The organism is Permianibacter aggregans (genome assembly GCF_009756665.1).
Classification (GTDB): Bacteria; Pseudomonadota; Gammaproteobacteria; order Enterobacterales; family Permianibacteraceae; genus Permianibacter; species Permianibacter aggregans.
This window is the reverse complement of sequence record NZ_CP037953.1, coordinates 1,644,768-1,663,859: the sequence shown is the minus strand read 5'-3', so window position 1 is coordinate 1,663,859 and position 19,092 is coordinate 1,644,768. Positions and strand designations below refer to the sequence as shown.

Sequence of the window (19,092 nt, the reverse complement as noted above, 5' to 3'; positions counted from 1 at the left end):
TCGAGGGTAACGCATCATGTTTATTTCAGAATTCAGCATCAAACGCCCGGTCGTGACCATTGTTGTCACGGTCGCGCTGATGCTTTTTGGTTACCTGGCGCTGAAAAATCTGCGCGTTAACGAACGCCCGGATGTCGAGCAACCGCTGCTGATTGTCAACATCAGTTATCCCGGCGCTTCGCCCGAAACCGTTGAGCGGGAAATCATCGATCGCATTGAAAAATCCTTGCAATCGATTCCCGGTGTTTACGAGCTGCGTGCCTACGCCAACGAAAGCAATGGTTCGTTCACGATCTTCTTCAACTTCGATAAGAACATGATCGAAGCAGCCGACGAAGTGCGTAACGCCATTTCTGCCGTGCGGCATAAACTGCCGTTGGAAATGCGCGAGCCGATCATCCGTCGCTTTGACATGAGTGCGCAGCCGATTGTGCAGATGTCACTGTCATCGAATGTGCAATCGCATGCCGAATTGTCACGCATGGCCGAAGATGAGCTGGCCGAAGAGTTTCGCGGCATTCCCGGCGTTGCTACGGTTAACGTCAACGGCGCGCTGACGCGTCAGCTGACGGTTCTATTGCGCAGCGTTGATTTGCGCGAGCACAACGTTTCCGTCTCGGAAGTGCTGGCGGCTTTGCGTGGCCAGAACCTGACTGCGCCGGTTGGTCGTATTCGCGGTGAATACGAAGATCAATCTTTGCGCCTGCTTGGCCGTATCGAAGACGCGCAGGACTTCAACGATGTCGTGGTCAAGCGCCGTGGCGAAGAGCTCGTGCGCCTGTCGCAAGTGGCTACGATTGAAGACGGCTTTGCCGAAATGAGCTCGATCAGCTTACGCAGTGGCCAACCAAACGTCGGCATCAGTGTTGTCCGTTCGCGCGATGCCAGCACCGTCGAAACGGCGAAACTGGTGCGCGAAAAAGTCGAAGAACTGAACAAGCGTCTGCTGCAAGGTACGCAACTGGTCATTACCCAGGACGGCGGTGAAGAAGCGCAAGACAGTTTGAACAACGTCATTGAAGCCTTGGTATTCGGTGCCGGTTTGACGATTTTCGTCGTCTACGCGTTCCTTAATAGCTGGCGCTCAACCTTGATTACTTCGCTGGCGCTGCCGACTTCGGTTTTGACCTCGTTCATTGCTGTGCAAGCGGCCGGTTTCACGCTGAATTTCATGACGCTGCTCGGCTTGTCCTTGGCGATTGGTGTATTGATCGACGATGCCATTGTTGTCCGTGAAAACATCGTCCGTCATATGGAGCGCGGTAAGGATAAATTGACAGCAGCCAAAGACGGCACCAATGAAATTGGTCTGGCGGTTACCGCAACAACGATGGCGATTGTCGCGGTGTTTATTCCGGTCGGCTTCATGGATGGCGTTGCCGGTGAATGGTTCCGCCCGTTTGCGTTGACGGTCGCCTCGTCAGTACTGGTGTCGCTATTGATTTCGTTCTCCTTGGATCCGATGTTGTCAGCTTACTGGGGCGATCCGGTTGGTCATGAGCATCGTCAGCATCGCGGTATCGAAAGATGGTTTGCCGTGTTCAACCGCTGGTTCGATCGCATGGCCGAGCGTTATATGAGCGTGATCAAATGGGCGCTGTTCCATCGCAAAACGGTGGGTATTCTGATCGTCTCGACTTTCTTCGCAGCGATTTTCCTGCAGGTGAAGTTCGGTGGCACCAGCTTCCTGCCAAAAACCGATTTCGGTTTCATCGCGGTTGATATTCGCTTGCCGCCAGGTTCCAGCTTGGAATACGCCCGCATCAAAACCGAACAAGCCTCGGAACTGGCGCGTTCGATTCCTGAGGTGAAAGCGACAAACACGACCGTGCGCAGCAACAGTTCGCGTATCTATGTCGACATCGGCAGCAAGAAAGAGCGTGAGCGTTCAGCCAGCGAAATCGCCTCGACATTACGCAGCGAGTTGAAGCGCCTGGTTGGTGCCGAATATGTGGTGTTGGAAGAACTGAACAACGGTGCGCAAAAGCCACTGAACATTCGTTTCTCCGGTCCTGATTCACGCCAACTAATGGAAATCACCAACCAATTCATGGATCGTCTGCGCAAGGAAGTACCGGGCGCTGTGGATATCGGTTTATCGCAGCAGGATCCGATGCCAGAGTATCAGATCGAAATTGATCGCGGCCTTGCCAACAGCATCGGCATTTCGGTCAACGATGCCGCGCAAGCCTTGCGTGTTGCCTACGCCGGTATTGAAGTCGGTGACTGGGTCGACCCGACTGGTGAAACCCGAGATGTCGCGGTGCGTTTGCACCCGGATGATCGCCGCGAACGTGCTGACTTAGAACGCCTGCCTCTGGTGACTGGCGCGGGTGATGTCATTGTGCCGCTGCAGCAGATTGCTTCGATCACGATGGGCAAAGGCCCGGCGCAAATCGAGCATGTCGATGGCAAGCGCATGGTCGCAGTAAGCGCCAACATCGAAGGTCGTCCGCAGAACGAAGTGATCGGCGAGGCGATGAAAATTGCCCGCTCGATGGATTACCCGCCGGGCTATGGCATTGCATTGGCCGGCTCCGGTCGCGATCAGTCCGAGCTGTTCACCAAAATGATCACGGCGCTGCTGATGGGCATTGGTTTGATGTACCTGATTCTGGTCATCCAATACAGCTCATTCCTGGCACCAATGGCAATCATGATGAGTCTGCCGCTGAGTCTGATTGGTGTCGTTACCGGTCTGTTGTTGACTGGCGCGACCATCAACCTGATGAGTCTGATCGGCATCATCATGCTGATGGGCCTGGTTGCCAAAAACGCGATTCTGTTGATTGACTGCGCCCGCGACCGCGAGAAAGAAGGTCATAACCGTGAAGAAGCGCTGATGCTGGCCGGTCGTGCCCGTCTGCGCCCGATCATGATGACCACCTTGGCGCTGATCGCCGGTATGTTGCCGGTCGCGATTGGCACCGGTGAAGGTGGCGAGTTCTATCAGCCGATGGCGATTGCCATTATCGGCGGTGTCGCGACCTCGACCATTCTGACGCTGCTGGCGATTCCGACTTTCTACGACAGCATTGAAATTGCCCATGACCGTCTGGTCGCCAAGTTCCGTCGTCGCGTCGAACAACGCGGCCCGGTACTGGCCTGGGTGCTGACTGCGGTGGAAACCGTGCTGACACTGGTTGTCGTCCGCTTCGTCTATCGCTTGCTGAAGCGCTTGGGCCTGTGGCTGAGCTCGCCACTGCGCGCCCGCGCTGTCGCCAGCAAATAATTAGTGTTCTCCATCACCGGCCTTCGGGCCGGTTTTTTTTTGCCTGCGATTCAGAGGCCGCAAGGCAGGGCGCTCCCGAATGCAAATGGACAGCGATCCGTGATGCCGCTATGATGTCGGCCCCGCGCGAACCGGCTTTTTTAGCCCTCGCGCCGGACGGTAAGTCTGGCGACAGATACTGCCGTAGGCAGCGATACCTCGCGCGCTCATCGAGCCATCGCGATAGGTCCTGCCGCCCTATGAATCAAGCTGATTTTGTCTTGCTCCATAGTCGGAGTTAGACCGAGGGAGAAAGCCCTCACCCGACCCTCTCCTTTTGGGAAAGGGGGCGGGAACACCCGTTAATGCGCCCGTAGCTCAGTTGGATAGAGTACAGCCCTCCGAAGGCTGGGGTCGGACGTTCGAATCGTCTCGGGCGCGCCAAATAAAAAACCCACCCTCGCGGTGGGTTTTTTATTTGGTGTGTCCCGAGCGTGAGAACGTCCTCACGTTCGAAAAATTCGCCGGGAGCGAATTTTCGTGAGCGTAGCGAATCCGAAGGGCGAGCGCCAGGGCCGCAAGGGTTCCAGACACTTTGCGGCATTCCCCAAAACCCTGTGGGTCAGATGGGGCTGGCAATCCTCTCAGGTTTCTACGAGATCACGCATCTACTCGTGTCGAGTTATTTGGCACCCCTTGAACACAAACGCTCTGCAATTTCAGCTCATTCGTTCGTGGCGCAAAGCGCCACTCGCATTCCTGTTGCCAAGGAAAGTGAACAGTTTTAACCGCACACCTCATTCACTGGATGTGTGGTCCGCAATGATTCGCCAACCCTCTGGAAATTTCTCCAGCGTCAACGTGAACAAGCCTTTCGGCTTATCATCTTCCCGCGTTAATGCCCAACGCCCGAAAGCGATAGCGTAGGTCGGTGACAACTGGCGTACAGACAACACCTCAAACTGTAATTGCCCCATCAAACTACGGTTGTGGTAACGGCTCAAGTATCGATCAAGTGTTGGCTGCCAACCATAAGTGATCGAATTGCCGGAGGCGAATCGCAATTTCTCATTGTTCCAGTAACCATTCATGAAGGCCGGTATATCGCCACGATTCCAAGCTTGTTGTTGTGCACTTAACCGCGTGCGGATATCGGCTTCAGCATCTGCCAGTGCCGATTTTGGCAACACCGTCAGAACAGCGAGCAGCGTGGCAATCAGTAAGGTTTTCATTTTTTTAAATCTCGATATCACGATTGATCGGTTGATCCATGCAGATAAACGACTCTGTCGATTGCACTTCGTCGATCGCCTGCAGTTTACGAATCAGGAATTGATGATAGTCCTCAATGCTGCGCACGGCGATTTTCAGAATCAGCGAAAAGCCACCGGTGGTGTAATAAGCCTCCAGCACTTCCGGAAACGTTTCCAGCTTCGCGAGCACTTTGCTCATGGCTTTGGCATTGGTCAGGTGCAAGCCGAGCAATACGGTAACGCCATGGCCGAGCCGTTTGGCATCCACGGTGATTTTGCTGCCGGTGATGATGCCGGCTGCCCGCATCCGGTTGACCCGCTGATGGATGGTGCCGCCGGAAACGTCCAATTGTCGGGCGATATCCAGGTACGATTGGCGCGCGTCGGCCTGCAGTGCCTTCAGGATTTCCCGGTCTAGACTATCGATTTGGTAGTTTTCCATGGTCATTGGTCCAGAAAAACAGCTGATCCGTTAGTAAAATTAGATAATTGTTATTATTTAATCAGAAATTTTGAGAATTGATAATTAATTGTTCAACTATCCGCCAGTTTCGACCAGCAATCATATAGCAGGACTTCATATGTGCGGATTTGTCGTGGATACCGGTTCTCCGTTGCCGGCACCGGTATTTGAACAGGCCCTGGCCCGGATTGCCCACCGCGGGCCAGACCAGACCTCCATTTTGGCGCCCGATGCTCAGATCAAGCTTGGCTTTGTCCGGCTAGCCATCATGGATACCTCGCTGGCTGGCCAGCAGCCGTTTGTCAGCGACGACGGCTTTCGCTTTGCGCTGTGCAATGGCGAAATCTATAACCACGAGGCGATGCGTGCGGTAACGCCGAATCACCAATATCAGTCTGGTTCTGATTGTGAGGTGTTGTTGCCGCTCTACCAGCAATTTGGTATCGAGGGCATGCTCGACCGGCTGGATGGCGAGTACGCGTTTGTGCTTTACGACGCGGCGCTGAAAAAATTTTACGCGGCGCGCGATCCCATTGGCATTCGCCCAATGTTCTACGGTTTTGAAAACGAGTCTGGCGCGTTGATGTTTGCCTCGGAAGCAAAAGCCTTGCATCCGCTTTGCAGTGATGTTTACCCGTTTCCTCCTGGCCACTATTTCGATGGTGAATTGCTGCGACCGTTTATTGATGTCACCGCGACGACATCGATTATCGATTCGGAAGCGCAAGCGCTGAAGCACATTCGCGAAACCTTGATTGAAGCGGTGCGCAAACGCCTGGATGCCGATGTGCCGCTCGGTGCTTTGTTGTCAGGCGGGCTGGACTCCAGCCTGGTTTGCGCCATTGCCACCGATATCCTGAAAAAGCCGTTGACGACCTTTGCGGTGGGTTTGACTGAGGCGCCAATTGATATCAAATATGCCCGCCAAGTCAGCGAATTCATCGGCAGCGATCATCACGAAGTCTATTTCACGATGGACGAAGTATTGCCGTTATTGTCCGATTTGATTTATCAGCTGGAAACCTGGGATATCACAACGGTACGCGCCAGCGTCGGCATGTATCTGGTTTGTCGTTATGTTCGGGAAGAAACGCCGATTCGAGTATTGTTGACGGGCGAAGTCAGTGATGAATTATTTGGCTACAAGTACACGGATTTTGCGCCGTCGCCAGAAGCGTTCCAGCAGGAGTCGCAAAAGCGTGTACGCGAACTTTATGCCTATGATGTGTTGCGCGCCGATCGCTGTATTGCCGCGCATGGTTTGGAGGCGCGTGTACCGTTTTCCGATCAGGCATTTGTGCAGGCCGTCATGGCCATTGATCCGGTGTTGAAAATGAATCGTCACCACACCGGAAAATGGCTGTTGCGTCAGGCGTTTGCCGATTTGCAGTTGCTGCCAGAAACGATTTTATGGCGAGAAAAAGCCGCTTTTTCCGACGCGGTAGGTCATGGCTTGGTCGAGCAGCTGAAAGCGTATGCTGAGCAAAAATATTCCGATCAGGATGTGCAACGCGCAGCACTGCGTTATGCCTACAAATCGCCGATCAGTAAGGAAGCCTTGCTATACCGTGATTTATTCGAGCAACATTTTCCGGAACGCGCCGGCTGGATTCCGGACTTCTGGTTGCCAAACCAAAGCTGGCAACACTGCAATGTCACCGATCCCTCTGCGCGACTGTTGCCAAACTATGGCCTGAGCGGAAGCTAAAACGTTAGCTGACTTTGCCAATCTACATTCTGCAGGCAGACTGACAGGGACGTCATCGCAGGAGCCAAGGATAGGTGTGGTCGACTTTTGGTTTTCGTAGCGTTTTTCACTTTTAGTCCAATCACTAACGCGGAAATTCGTAGTGCCAGTGCATAGGGCTTTCCGTGAGAGTTTTCCGCGGAGTCGAAAGAAGCTCAGTAACAATGATTCGCTACGCTGGTGGGATACATCGGTCTGCGGTGGCATCCTCAACACACCTAGTTCGGTAAGCCGAAGGCAACGAGAACCCTACACGGGCGGTTGCTTTTGTGAGTGCCCGGAAACCGGTTCGGCGGTCGCACGTATCAGCCGCCTGAAAAACTGATACTGCTCGGTGGGCTTGGTCTGTCGCAAGCACTGCGCTTGGGCGAGGCTATGGATGGGCGAATCAAGGAAGCGGGCGACAAGCGCATGATTACGTTGCGCTACGCCATGCATGGTTTCAGCGAACAGGGTGTCGATCAGCAGATCGCGCCGGTCAACGGCGTGCTCGGATTGCAACTTTGCGGATGTCTGGTGCAGCCAGAAACTCGATCGTTGCCTACGGACCTAATGTTGCGACCGACGCTGTGGGGAATTCGTCATGAGGTACGTTGGTTAACAGCCCCAAACAGAGACATCTCAAGATCGGAGAGTGGCTGCGTCCGCTCATTCAGAACGAACTGCTTGTCACGAAGCAGTGTTTTGCTGCACCAAAGCGAAAAATCAAAAAAGCGCTTGAACTGTGTCGACAAATATATGAGAATGATTATCATTATCGAATGATAACAATATGATTCTCCCCCGATTGGGCGCTACCCACATCCTCGTCAGTGGGTAGCGCTTATTTTTTTCGGGTTTTAAGGTGTTCAATTTTCGATCGTTTCACCCGAGGCGCCGCCAAGACCTGGATACCACGCTTTCGATTGTGAGCTCAGCAACTGTTCGTTTTCGTAGCGTTTAATGTTGATTGTGAACGAGTTTGAGTCAACCGGTGCGGAAACCGGCTGGAAAACGACTTCTATAACGTCACCTTGTTTGGCCATGCTATAGACCGATGTAGCTGTACCCCTCGGGTCTTTACGCCGGCGCTTCTTGCAAGACACGCATTCACGGCGGAATTTCTCTCCCGCAACAACGTTACCATTAACCTTGATAAGGGCGTCGGTCTCCAAAGGTTGGTCCCAAGTTGCATCATAAACCGTGGTCTCCAAGGCAAATGAGGCCAGCCGGGCTTCCAGTTGTTCAAAGCTGGTGAAGTTATATACAAATGATTGGCTGCCGTGAGTTACGAGCTTCTTGATACAGCCTTCACCAAAATCGCAACTGACCACATCGATTCTTTGTGTCAATTCACCGTCAGAGTAGGCGACGGTATCAGCGCATACCGTAACGGAAGCGAGCAACGCAAGCGCTGCTATGATGGGTTGCTGTACGCAATGTTTCATGGAACTTCTCCTTTCCTTTGGAACGGGCTGAGTAGCGCGGAAGTCATCGTAGTACTTTGAACGCCTAATTCAATGCATTTTTTGTACACCAATTCAATCTTGTAGCTTACGAACGGTCGTGCTATTATGGCCAAACTTTAATCATTTCTGAAAATCCATGCTCAGCAAAGGCGAAGAGACTAGACGGCATATTCTCCAGTGCGCTTACGGAAAAGCCCGTTCTGCCGGTCTGGAAGGACTGACGATTGGGCAGTTAGCCGGTGATTTGGCGATGTCCAAGTCCGGAGTGTTTGCTCACTTCGGCTCGAAAGAAGAGCTGCAGCTCGCCGTGCTGAAGCAGGCCGCTGACGATTTCATTGCTCATGTGTTGCAGCCAGCCATAACCAGCAGTCGTGGCACCGCCCGTATCCAGAAGGTATTTGAGTTATGGCTACGCTATTCGGCGTTGGATGAACAAGCTGGCGGATGTCTGTTTATTGCCGCAGCGGCGGAATTTGACGACCGGCCTGGCGCCATCCGTGACTATGTCAGCGAACAGCAGCGGCAGTGGCGGCAGTCGTTGATGCAGCTGGTGCAAAGCGCGATCAAGCATGGCGATTTACCCACCGATACCGATGTCGAGCAATTGGCCTTTGAGTTGTTTTCGCTGGTACTGGCCTGCCATCACGACCGGCGGCTGATGGCCGAATCATCTGCCGCCAGTCAGGCCCAGCGCGGTTTGGAGCGTCTGCTCCGTCATCCTCCCCTGAAATCCTCCTGATCTCGAGGTTTACCATGAATACCGAAGAAGCTATTCTTTCACCAGATAAAAGCACGAACGTTCGCTCAATCGAGCCGGCGCGCATGGCGCCGAAGCCGATCCAACAGTCATTTCGTGCGCTGGAACAGCTGGCGCCGGGACTGGCATTGCGCTGGTTGAACAAGCTGTTTGCGCAGCCATCGCGACATTCACCGCCAGCCGAAGAAAAATTGCTATTGGCGCAAGCCGAGCGTCGCCGGTTTTTCACTCACGGCCTGCCGGTGGCGGACTGGAACGGCAAAGCCATTGCCGCCTATCGCTGGCGGCCAGAAAAACCTTCGTTCGCCCGTGTGCTGTTGATGCATGGATGGGAAGGGCGGGCTGGTCAATTTCATGCATTCGTGCCGACGTTGCTGCAGCAAGGGTTTGAGGTCATCGCGCTTGATGCACCGGGACATGGCGCCAGTCATGGCCGTTGGTCATCGTTGTTTCAGTTCGCACGAGCCATTGACGTCGTCGCGCGTGGCTACGGTGGTATCGATGCCGCCATCACGCATTCGTTCGGTGGTCCCTCGCTGATCATGGCAATGAACGAAGGCTTGTCGGTACAAAAATCGGTACTGATTGCACCGCCGGTGCGGGTCAGCGATTACACCGCATTGCTTTGTCAGGCATTGGGTGTAAGCGAGACATTGCGTCAGCGCTTGCATCAGCACTGGCAACAGAAACTGGGTGTGGAACTGGCATCACTGGACGCCGGTTTTTACGCCAGAAATTTGCGCAGCAAGGCGCTGGTCATTCACGATCAGCATGACAAGGAAGTGCCCGTGCAAGCCGGATTTGCCATTGCCGAAAATTGGCCGGACGCCAAGTTCGTTGCTACCACTCAGCTTGGGCATCGGCGCATCATTCGTGAACCGGCGATTATCGAACAGGCGATTCAATTTATTGGCCAGTAAGCATTTAAAACGGCAACTCCAACGCATCGCAAAGCGTGTGAATGAACTCCTGCGCTGCGAGAAAACGCTGCTGACAGAACTCGGGAAAATTGCCGCGACAGGCTTGCGCTTCGCTGAAGTTATGCACGGCGATAAAATCTTTTCGTTTCAAGTCTTCGGCATGCGGATGGTTTTCATCATAGCCACGCGGCATCCGTTGCAAGCTGTCGCCGGTTAACGCAAACCAGCGGCGGAAATTCTTGCCGCCAATCGCGTTGCTCCAGGCATTCGGATTGTCGGCGATATAGGCGCGAATTTGCTTCAAGGCCGGCGCATCCGGGCGCCAGATGCCGACACCGAGAAAACATTCATCCGGACTCAAATGAATGTAAAAGCCCGGCGCATGCACATCTTTACCAGCCTGATGACGGAGCTGGATGCCGACATTGGTTTTGTAAGGTGTCTTATCAGTAGCAAAACGAGTGTCGCGGTAAACCCGCATCAATGAGCCGCCGACTTTCTTCGGCACAACATCAAAGGCTTTGCTGACCTGCAGCATCGGCTGTTGCATCGCGCTGATGAATGCCAATGCTGGTTCGCGAACGCGTTGCTCATATTCGTCTTTGTGCGTCTCAAACCATTTTCTTTCATTATGCGTTTGCAACTGACGCAGGAACGCGAACGTTGCCGGTGAGAAGAATTTTTCGCTCATGTTCTTCGCTCCTGCGCCGGTACTTGATATCAATGCAATTGCTGTTGCATTTTTTCAAACTGCGCGTGCATAGCGTTGCTCGGCTTCTGGCCCATGCGACTGAACAGCACAATTGCCAGTGTCGCAAAGGCAAAGCCAGGAATCATTTCGTACAGGCCAAACAGCGGCCCGGCTTCGGCACCAAACCACTGGCCGTTGTGCCAGACAATGACGGTGGCGGCGCCAACAATCATGCCGGCGAGGGCGCCATTGCGGGTCATGCCGGACCAAAGCAGCGACAACATCACAACCGGTCCGAATGCCGAACCAAAACCGGCCCAAGCGTAACCGACCAAACCGAGCACGCGTGAATCCGGGTTTGAAGCAATGGCAATCGCGACTACTGCAACCAGCAACACCATGGCACGGCCAAACCAGACGAGTTCGGTTTGACTCGCAGCTGGGCGAACAAAGGCTTTGTAGAAATCTTCGGTCAATGCCGAAGAACAAACCAGTAATTGGCAGGAAAGCGTGCTCATGACCGCGGCCAGAATCGCACTCAACAACACGCCAGCAACCCAAGGATTGAATAGCACTTGCGCCAGCGTGATAAACACGGTTTCGCGATTGGCGGCCACCGGAGCCGCATGTTCGGGGTGCGCGGCAAAATAAGCGATGCCGAAAAAACCCACAGCGATGGCGCCGAACAAGCACAGAATCATCCAGGCCATGCCAATGCGGCGGGCGTTTGGTATCGCTTTAACGGAACTGGCCGCCATGAAGCGCGCTAGAATATGCGGCTGGCCAAAATAGCCCAGACCCCAGGCCATCAGCGAAGCAATGCCAATCAACGATTGTTGATAAAACGGATCAAGATAATGGCTGCCTACGCTTTCAATTTGCGCGAAGGCTTGATCAACACCGCCGACGGCGCTCATGACAAACAGCGGTGTCAGCAACAGCGCAAAAAACATCATCGTGCCTTGCACCGTGTCGGTCCAACTGACGGCCAGGAAGCCGCCAATGAACACATAAATAATCGTCGCGGCGGCGCCGGCCCACAGTGCCAGTTCGTAACTCATGCTGAAGGTTTGTTCAAACAGACGGGCACCGGCAACCATGCCGCTGGCGCAATAAATCGTGAAAAAAATCAGAATGACGGTGGCCGAAATCACACGCAGCAGGCGGCTGGAATCTTCAAAACGGCGTGTGAAAAAATCCGGCAAGGTCAGCGCGTTCTCGGCAATCTCGGTGTAAACGCGTAGACGTGCCGCGACCAGATACCAGTTCAACCAGGCACCAATGATCAGGCCGATGACAATCCAGGCTTCTGAATAGCCGGCAGCGAAAATGGCGCCGGGCAAACCCATCAACAGCCAGCCGCTCATGTCGGAAGCGCCGGCACTCATCGCGGTGACAAAGCTGCCGAGGCTGCGGCCGCCGAGAATGTAATCGGACAGATTATTGGTGTAACGCCAGGCGAAAAAGCCAATGGCGATCATGCCGACGATATAAATCAGAAAAGTCAGATGGGTTGGGTTGGAAAAATCCATGGTTATCGTTGTTGTCAGGGACGAGAGGTCGGCCATTCTAAAGCGAACAAGCAGCGCTGCGGCAAATGCGGCCCGGTTCTTCTTGTTCGAATTGTGATTCAAAAGCTCACTGATATGCGTGTTGCGCCGCCGCAATTGCTGCGCTGTATCATCGGACCTCTGACAATGGCGGTGAAAAAATCTGGTAATTGAAAATCCCTGTGCTATTGATCTGATCGGTCGTCGGAGCACCGATCAGTGTTCGACGACTCTTGCGAAGCAAATGCCGCGGTCTGAGCCCGCATCGCCGTGACTGATGTAGCTCGGTACCAAAGCATTCGAAGTTGTCGGCAAGTAACCGATCCCGCGGTTATCGAGAAAAATAACAACATCTCACGCCATTTCACTTTTCCGTCGCCCGGACGACCGTGACGGAATTCCTTTGTTGTCTCGCAAGCATATCGCTGTCAAAAAACAAACGGAGGGAGTGCTATGCACAAGTATTTGCTATTGCTGGCGTTGCTATGCGGCGCCAATGCCTGGGCCAACAAAGGGGTTGCCTTTGTTCACGGTACCGGCGATCACCGCAGTGATGCCTGGGATTACTGGAAATCGGACATGATCAATTCTGTCCGTTCCGGTTTGCCGGATTCCAGTCGCTATGTCGTCGTCAACTGCGACTTTTCCAAATACATGTGGACCAATGAGGCCGCTGGATGTCTCGCCGGGCAGTTGAGCAGTTTCATCAGCAGCAAAGGCATCACTCAGCTGACGGTGATTACCCATTCGAACGGCGGCAATGTCATGCGCTGGATACTGAGTAATCCAACCTGGGACAGCCGTTACCCGAACATCATCAGCAAAGTGCACAAGGTCATTGCATTGGCACCTTCGAGTCTCGGTACACCTTTGGCGGATGCCGTGATCAACGGCAATGTGTTTGAAAGTTCGGTCGGCTGGTTACTTGGTTTCAAATCCGACGCCGTGCGCCAACAACAGGTGTCGTGGATGGCAAGTTACAACGCCGAATGGTTGCTTGGCACCGCTGGTCGGCCACCATTACCGAAACCGTTCTTGAATGTCGTCGGTACTGACGTCGATTCGGCCATTTGGGATAGCGACAGCTACTGCGGTGGTTACACCGAAAACGTCGGGCTGGAATTCACCCAAAACTGGTTGAACAGTTGTTCCGATGGCTTCCTGAATTGCAGCTCGCAGCGCGGTGCCGGCACGCTCTGGTTCAACGACAAGGACCGCATGGCCGGTCGCGAACCCCTGTCGCATAACCAAAGTCGTCGCAAGTGCTTTGGTCTTGATACCCAGCTGCGCAACAACCTGTGAGGAACGCCAACATGAATACGATGAAAAAAATCGCCGTAACGATGTTGACGGCATCACTGAGCGCGGGTGTGTTCGCGGATATCGATCGCCAGTATCGGATGCGCGATCTGGAACCGACCGGGCCACGCTTTGAGCAAAGCATTGAACGGGCACCGCTACGTGAAACAGCGCGTGCCGATTGGCAAAACGTCAGCAAACAGCGTGTCGCGGTCAGCCTGCCGATCAACGATTACATGCAGAGTTTCGAACAAGCACCGGCGCATCGTTTTGAAAGCCGCGAATATTGGCTACAAGTCAGCGGAGCTGAATTGCAATCCGGCATCACCTTGAAAACCACCGCGCCCGGTGCTGTCGTGCGCGTCAGCGGTATTGATGGTTTGGGCAAAGCGAAAATCATCGAGCCGAGCAGCCTGAAAATTGGTGTCCGTGATCAATCGATGAAGGCCTTGGCCAGCGCCAGTGCCAAGATGATGAAAGCGCAAGGCAATGACGATCCCTTGCTGACGCCTGGCGCCTTGGCATTCAAGCTGAAAAACGATATCGGTTACGGCGCGCTGCAGTTGCAGGCGGAAAAAACACTGGATCGCAACGCGGCTTACCTCGTGCATGTATTCGAGCCGGAAAGTCCGTTCACGCTGAATGCCGGTCAACAAAAAACCAGCATCTTGGCCGGCAGTGTGCTGAATGCCGATGCAGCCTTACAGCAGTTCGATCAAAAGTCCGGTGCACAAAAAGTGTCGACCAACGCCGCCTCAGCCGAACTCAGTTTGCTGGCACCGGACGGTCGCCGTATTCCATTGAGCGTGCAAGGCAAAAGTGGACAGTGGCAAATCAACGAAGCGATTGATTATCCCTTGTCGTATGCGCCGGGATTGTGGCAACTGGAATGGAAAGTGCGTGGCGAAGTGAATGGCCTGAGTGTTGAGCGCCATATCCGCACCGCGTTTGCCTATGGCGCCAAGAGTGCCGAGTGGCAAGGCAGCTTTAACTATCGCAGCAAACCTCGCAGCAACACGCTGTTCATCGACGTGCCGGTGACTGTGCATCAAGCCGGGCGTTTCGAATTGCGTGCCACCGCCAGCCAGAACATTGATGGTCAGTTGTTTCCGGTGCAGTTGCTGAGTACCGCACAATGGCTGGAACCGGGAAAGCGCACGATCACCTTGCAATTGGATAAAGCGCAGCTACGTCGTCAGGGCATATCAGGAGCGATTCAGCTTGAGCAGTTAAACTTGCTGGATCAAACCCAAATGCTCGGTTTGCAACAACGTGCTGTTGGCCAGTTGATCAGCCAGCGACTAACGCGTTAACAAATCAGAACGCCTGTGCCGAAATGTCCTTTTCGGCACAGGCGTGAATCGATATTGAGCTCAGGCTTTCTCTCTCGCACAAACAATCAGTTTGTGCTGTCTTTGGTAACCGACAATACGCCAGCGGGTTTGCGCCCATTCGCGTAATACCACAGTCCCTTTTTTCGCTATCAATAGGCTGCCAGTTCGTCGATGGTCAAGCGCGGGAAAACGCGTATACTGCCGACCGTTTCAATCATATGGAAAAGGAAGCGTGCAGTGAAGGCAGTAATAGTAGGGGTATTGTGGGGGGCTTCGGTTTCAGCCGCGGAGTTGACCCCGTTCGCGTTCGACGCATCCATCGCGCCTGGAGATCGCAGCCGCGAAAGTCAGATTCGTGCTGCCCACGAAGCGATTGAAAACGGCGGCGGTAATCGACATGCAGCGCGTCTCGCGATTCTCTACAGCATGGATGGAAAAACCGGTGCTCGCTGGACCATGGAAGAAGAAGGGCAGGGCTATGTGATTGCTCGCAATGACATCAAAGGCAATACCTTGCTGGTCAAAGTGGAGTACGACGAGCGCTATGTTCAGATTAAGTTTCATCACGGTTTTGATGATTTTCACTGTGAGAATCTGGTCGGGGACTACTGCTACGACAACCATCGTCATTACTACAATTTTGTCGCCCGTTTACGCAAATCCATCATCAAGCAACTCGCTGAACTGAATCAATAAGGAGTTTGTCGTGAAAAGAGTTTTGTTGCTGATGCTTGCCATTGGCGGATCGCTTTCGGTGTTTGCTGACAGCCGTCTAACCCGTTTCGATGATCCGATTCCGTTGGCGCACTATGTAGTGGATGCCCGTGCCGTGATCGTGGCCGGCATGAACAAGCATGGCTGGGTAATTCATGCCGAGACGGACAACTATATCGAGGCCTTGCTGGACAAGCCGGCAAACCAGGTGCTTTTGCGCATTGGTTTCGATAACCGGCAAATCACTTTCGTCCGGATCAGTGATGTGTCGACCGATTGTGGAAAACGCAATGGGAAATGGCCGAAATCATGTCCGGTTGACGAAGACGACATGGACCGTTGGCGAAATAATTTGCGCAAAGCGATACTGAAACATATTGAACAGCTGGCACGATACGATGCCCTGCAACGATATATGGAGTCCACCGGTAAGGCGCCGCGCCGTTCGCCGGAGTTGGCTCCGGAGGCAAACGACTCAGATAGCGCGGCTGAAAGCGAAGGTTGAGACCGTCAAAGTAAAAAGGCGTCCAGTTCGGGACGCCTTTTTACTTTTCTTACTGACTTGGTAGTTGCGAAATATCAGCGACACTTAAGAACAATTGCTGCAATGAGTGCAGCAGTGCCAAGCGATTGTTGCGTACTTCTTCATGCGGCGTGTTGACCATCACGTTATCGAAGAACGCATCAATGGTCGTGCGCAGCGAGGCCAGACGAATCAGCACGGCGGTATAGTCGTTGCTGACCAGCAGCGCCAATGCTTCTTTGCGTGCGGCACTGAGCGCACGCCACAAATCCTGCTCGGCTTTTTCCAGCAGCGCGCCTTCCTTGACGTCCAGCGCTGCGACGTCGATTTCCGATTTGCTCAGAATATTGCGCACCCGTTTGTTGGCAGCCGCCAGTGCTTCGCTTTCCGGCAACGCGACAAAATGGCTGACAGCACGCACCCGGCGATCGAAATCCAGCGGGCTGGTCGGGTTTACGGCCATGACCGCGTTGATGATTTCTGCGGCGACACCTTCTTCCTGATACTGGGCGCGGAAACGGGCCAGAATAAATTCCAGCACTTCGGTTTCGGTGTTCGGATGCGTCACCCGCTCGCCGAGCAGGCGCATGCTCCAGCTGATCACTTCTTTTAAATCCAGCGTGATTTCCGATTCAACGCATAAGCGCAGCAAACCGATGGCCGCACGGCGTAACGCAAACGGATCTTTGGCGCCGGTCGGTGCCTGACCGATACCGAAAATGCCAACCAGGGTATCGACGCGGTCGGCAATGGCCAGTGCCAAACCGGGGCGGGTGACCGGCAACTCATCGCCGGCAAAACGCGGCAGATAATGTTCACGAATCGCTTGTGCGGTTTCGCTGTCTTCACCATCGTGACGGGCGTAATACTCGCCCATGATGCCCTGCAATTCCGGAAACTCATTGACCATCGCCGACAGCAAATCGGCCTTGCAGAGTTCACCAGCGCGGAAGGCTTTGTTTTCATCGGCGTCGATGGCACCGGCGATCTGGCCGGCCAGCTCAGCGATGCGTGCCGATTTGTCGGCCAGCGTGCCGAGCTTTTGCTGGAACACGACATTGGCAAGACCAGCGCGGCGATCGCAGAGTCGCATTTTCTTGTCGGCATTGAAAAAGAATTCGGCATCGGAAAAACGCGGACGAATGACTTTTTCATTGCCTAGCGTCACCGATTCCGGATTGCGGCTTTCGATGTTGCAAATGGTGATGAAGTAGGGCTTCAGCTTGCCCTTGCCATCAACGATATGGAAATAGCGTTGGTTGTCCGCCATCGTCGAAATCAGGCACTCCTGCGGCACATCCAGGAAGCGCTCTTCAAAGGTGCCGCGCAAAGCGACCGGCCATTCAACAAGATTCACCACTTCGCTCAGCAAGGCTGGCTCGATCACGGCTTTGCCGCCGACTTCGTGCGCCAGATTTTTCGTTTGCTCGACAATCAGATTCTTGCGCTCTTCGACATCGACAATGACTTCGCCAACCTTGCGCAAGGTTTCCTGATACGCCGCCGGTTCGTCGATGCGAATTGAGCCCGGTGACTGAAAGCGATGACCATAGGAAATGCGATCGCTTTTGCAACCGAACAATTGCATCGGCACAATCTCTTTGCCGAACAGCACCATCAGCCAGTGCACCGGCCGCAGAAACGCAAACGGTTGATCGGCCCAACGCATTGGTTTCGCGATCGGCAATTGATTGACCGCTTCATTGATCATCGCCGGCAACAATTGCGAAGTCGGCACCGCTGGTTGCTGTTGCTGGTAAACCAGCCAACTGCCTTTGTCGGTTTCCAGTTTGTCGAGTTGTTCGACACTGACACCGCAGGAGCGGGCAAAACCCTGTGCTGCGGGCGAAGGATTACCGCTGGCATCAAAGGCGGCTTGCAAAGCCGGGCCGCGACGTTCAACGTTTTTTGCCGGTTGTTCAGTGGCTACGGCATGAATTAATACGGCCAGACGACGTGGCGTAGAAAACGTTTTCACTTCACCGTGAGTGATTTCGGCTTTGCTCAGCGATGCACTCAAACTCGCTGCCAGCGATTCAATCAAACCGCCTAGGGCTTTGGCCGGTAATTCTTCGGTGCCGATTTCAATCAGAAAATCCTGGGTTTGCATAAGTTAAGTCTTCCGTTGTTATTCGGCTTGATTGGCGGTAACGCTTTGCACCATCGGGAAACCGAGCGCTTCGCGCGACGCGAAATAGGCCTCGGCAATGGTCCGGGTCAGTGTGCGTACACGCAAAATGAAACGCTGACGTTCGGTGACCGAAATCGCTTTGCGGGCATCGAGCAGGTTGAACGTGTGCGAGGCTTTCATCGCTTGTTCGTATGCCGGCAGCGGCAGCTTCAATTCAATCAGACGCAGCGCTTCTTTTTCGCAATTATCGAACCACTGGAAAAGCGAGGCGGTGTCGGCGTGCTCGAAGTTGTAGGTCGATTGTTCGACTTCGTTTTGGTGGAAGACATCGCCGTAGGTGATTTTGCCGAGTGGACCGTCGGTCCAGGTCAGGTCGTAGACGTTATCAACGCCTTGCAGGTACATCGCCAGACGCTCCAGGCCATAAGTGATTTCACCCATGACCGGCTTGCACTCCAAACCGCCGACTTGCTGGAAGTAGGTGAACTGCGTCACTTCCATACCGTTCAGCCAGACTTCCCAGCCGAGGCCCCAGGCGCCGAGTGTCGGTGATTCCCAGTTGTCTTCAACAAAGCGGATATCGTGTTCGAGCACATCGATGCCGAGTTCTTTCAGCGAGCCGAGGTACAGCTCCTGGATATTTTTCGGCGACGGTTTGATCACCACCTGATACTGGTAGTAATGCTGTAAGCGGTTCGGGTTTTCGCCATAACGGCCGTCGGCCGGGCGGCGCGAAGGTTGCACATAGGCGGCACTCCACGGCTCCGGGCCAATGGCACGCAGGAACGTGGCCGGATGGAAGGTGCCGGCACCGACTTCCATATCCAGCGGCTGCAGGATGACGCAGCCCTGCTCGGCCCAGTATTGCTGCAGAGTCAGAATCAGTCCTTGAAAGGTACGGGTTTGATCGGTTCCGATGGCCACAGTGTGCTTCCACAATCGACAAAGTCGCGCATTATAGCGGCCACCGACCGGGATCGGGCTACCACAGCAAATAACTTGCCGTAACGGTGTCAGTAGCGGCATGGTTAAATGCCTTGGCGACGACTTT

Annotated in this window: 16 protein-coding genes and 1 tRNA gene; 10 read left to right on the top strand and 7 right to left on the bottom strand. The window is 54.0% G+C overall.

Annotation, left to right across the window (positions count from 1 at the left end; all coding sequences use genetic code 11):
* Positions 1 to 16 precede the first annotated feature (16 nt).
* Together E2H98_RS07720 and E2H98_RS07715 are read left to right on the top strand one after the other, a co-directional pair.
* A complete protein-coding gene (locus E2H98_RS07720; RefSeq protein WP_133588263.1) occupies positions 17 to 3,232 on the top strand; it encodes an efflux RND transporter permease subunit in 3,216 nt (1,071 codons plus the stop codon).
* A 346-nt stretch (positions 3,233 to 3,578) separates the two neighbouring features.
* Positions 3,579 to 3,655, top strand: a tRNA-Arg gene (locus E2H98_RS07715).
* Between the two features lie 353 nt (positions 3,656 to 4,008).
* On the opposite strand, the gene E2H98_RS07710 is transcribed toward E2H98_RS07715, so the two are convergent.
* Both E2H98_RS07710 and E2H98_RS07705 read right to left on the bottom strand, forming a co-directional pair.
* Positions 4,009 to 4,443: a YybH family protein gene (locus tag E2H98_RS07710; RefSeq protein ID WP_198325263.1), complete on the bottom strand. Its 435-nt coding sequence runs from the start codon at positions 4,441 to 4,443 to the stop codon at positions 4,009 to 4,011.
* Positions 4,444 to 4,447: 4 nt separating this feature from the next.
* Positions 4,448 to 4,906 carry an Lrp/AsnC ligand binding domain-containing protein gene (locus E2H98_RS07705; RefSeq protein WP_133588265.1) on the bottom strand — a complete coding sequence of 153 codons (459 nt, stop codon included), beginning with the start codon at positions 4,904 to 4,906 and terminating at the stop codon, positions 4,448 to 4,450.
* Between the two features lie 154 nt (positions 4,907 to 5,060).
* Between E2H98_RS07705 and asnB the strand changes: the two genes are divergently transcribed.
* Both asnB and E2H98_RS07695 read left to right on the top strand, forming a co-directional pair.
* Positions 5,061 to 6,635, top strand: coding sequence for an asparagine synthase B (gene asnB, locus E2H98_RS07700; protein WP_198325262.1), 1,575 nt, complete (start codon positions 5,061 to 5,063; stop codon positions 6,633 to 6,635).
* A 414-nt stretch (positions 6,636 to 7,049) separates the two neighbouring features.
* Positions 7,050 to 7,439, top strand: a complete 390-nt coding sequence (locus E2H98_RS07695) for a hypothetical protein (RefSeq protein ID WP_133588269.1) — start codon at positions 7,050 to 7,052, stop codon at positions 7,437 to 7,439.
* Between the two features lie 83 nt (positions 7,440 to 7,522).
* Here E2H98_RS07695 and E2H98_RS07690 read toward each other — a convergent pair whose 3' ends face one another.
* Positions 7,523 to 8,101 carry a hypothetical protein gene (locus E2H98_RS07690; protein ID WP_133588271.1) on the bottom strand — a complete coding sequence of 193 codons (579 nt, stop codon included), beginning with the start codon at positions 8,099 to 8,101 and terminating at the stop codon, positions 7,523 to 7,525.
* A 157-nt stretch (positions 8,102 to 8,258) separates the two neighbouring features.
* Here E2H98_RS07690 and E2H98_RS07685 point away from each other — a divergent pair, with 157 nt between their 5' ends.
* Together E2H98_RS07685 and E2H98_RS07680 are read left to right on the top strand one after the other, a co-directional pair.
* Entirely contained in the window at positions 8,259 to 8,861 is a 603-nt protein-coding gene (locus E2H98_RS07685; RefSeq protein WP_133588273.1) for a TetR/AcrR family transcriptional regulator, read from the top strand.
* A gap of 14 nt (positions 8,862 to 8,875) precedes the next feature.
* The gene (locus tag E2H98_RS07680; RefSeq protein ID WP_133588275.1) at positions 8,876 to 9,799 is read left to right on the top strand and encodes an alpha/beta hydrolase; all 924 of its coding nucleotides are present in this window, start codon (positions 8,876 to 8,878) and stop codon (positions 9,797 to 9,799) included.
* A gap of 4 nt (positions 9,800 to 9,803) precedes the next feature.
* On the opposite strand, the gene E2H98_RS07675 is transcribed toward E2H98_RS07680, so the two are convergent.
* Positions 9,804 to 10,490: a DUF2461 domain-containing protein gene (locus E2H98_RS07675; protein ID WP_133588277.1), complete on the bottom strand. Its 687-nt coding sequence runs from the start codon at positions 10,488 to 10,490 to the stop codon at positions 9,804 to 9,806.
* Positions 10,491 to 10,519: 29 nt separating this feature from the next.
* Entirely contained in the window at positions 10,520 to 12,022 is a 1,503-nt protein-coding gene (gene putP / locus E2H98_RS07670) for a sodium/proline symporter PutP (RefSeq protein WP_133588279.1), read from the bottom strand.
* A gap of 471 nt (positions 12,023 to 12,493) precedes the next feature.
* Here putP and E2H98_RS07665 point away from each other — a divergent pair, with 471 nt between their 5' ends.
* The 4 genes from E2H98_RS07665 (at position 12,494) to E2H98_RS07650 (ending at position 15,892) form a co-directional block, all read left to right on the top strand.
* Positions 12,494 to 13,342, top strand: coding sequence for a hypothetical protein (locus tag E2H98_RS07665; RefSeq protein ID WP_133588281.1), 849 nt, complete (start codon positions 12,494 to 12,496; stop codon positions 13,340 to 13,342).
* 11 nt (positions 13,343 to 13,353) lie between these two features.
* Entirely contained in the window at positions 13,354 to 14,652 is a 1,299-nt protein-coding gene (locus E2H98_RS07660; protein WP_133588283.1) for a DUF4785 domain-containing protein, read from the top strand.
* A gap of 258 nt (positions 14,653 to 14,910) precedes the next feature.
* On the top strand, positions 14,911 to 15,369 hold the full coding sequence (locus E2H98_RS07655; protein WP_133588285.1) for a hypothetical protein: 459 nt from the start codon (positions 14,911 to 14,913) through the stop codon (positions 15,367 to 15,369).
* 10 nt (positions 15,370 to 15,379) lie between these two features.
* Complete coding sequence (locus E2H98_RS07650; protein WP_133588287.1) at positions 15,380 to 15,892, top strand: hypothetical protein; 513 nt, start codon at positions 15,380 to 15,382, stop codon at positions 15,890 to 15,892.
* Positions 15,893 to 15,941: 49 nt separating this feature from the next.
* On the opposite strand, the gene glyS is transcribed toward E2H98_RS07650, so the two are convergent.
* Both glyS and glyQ read right to left on the bottom strand, forming a co-directional pair.
* Positions 15,942 to 18,020, bottom strand: a complete 2,079-nt coding sequence (gene glyS / locus E2H98_RS07645) for a glycine--tRNA ligase subunit beta (protein WP_133588289.1) — start codon at positions 18,018 to 18,020, stop codon at positions 15,942 to 15,944.
* 18 nt (positions 18,021 to 18,038) lie between these two features.
* Positions 18,039 to 18,965 carry a glycine--tRNA ligase subunit alpha gene (gene glyQ / locus E2H98_RS07640; protein WP_232475475.1) on the bottom strand — a complete coding sequence of 309 codons (927 nt, stop codon included), beginning with the start codon at positions 18,963 to 18,965 and terminating at the stop codon, positions 18,039 to 18,041.
* Between the last annotated feature and the right edge of the window lie 127 nt (positions 18,966 to 19,092).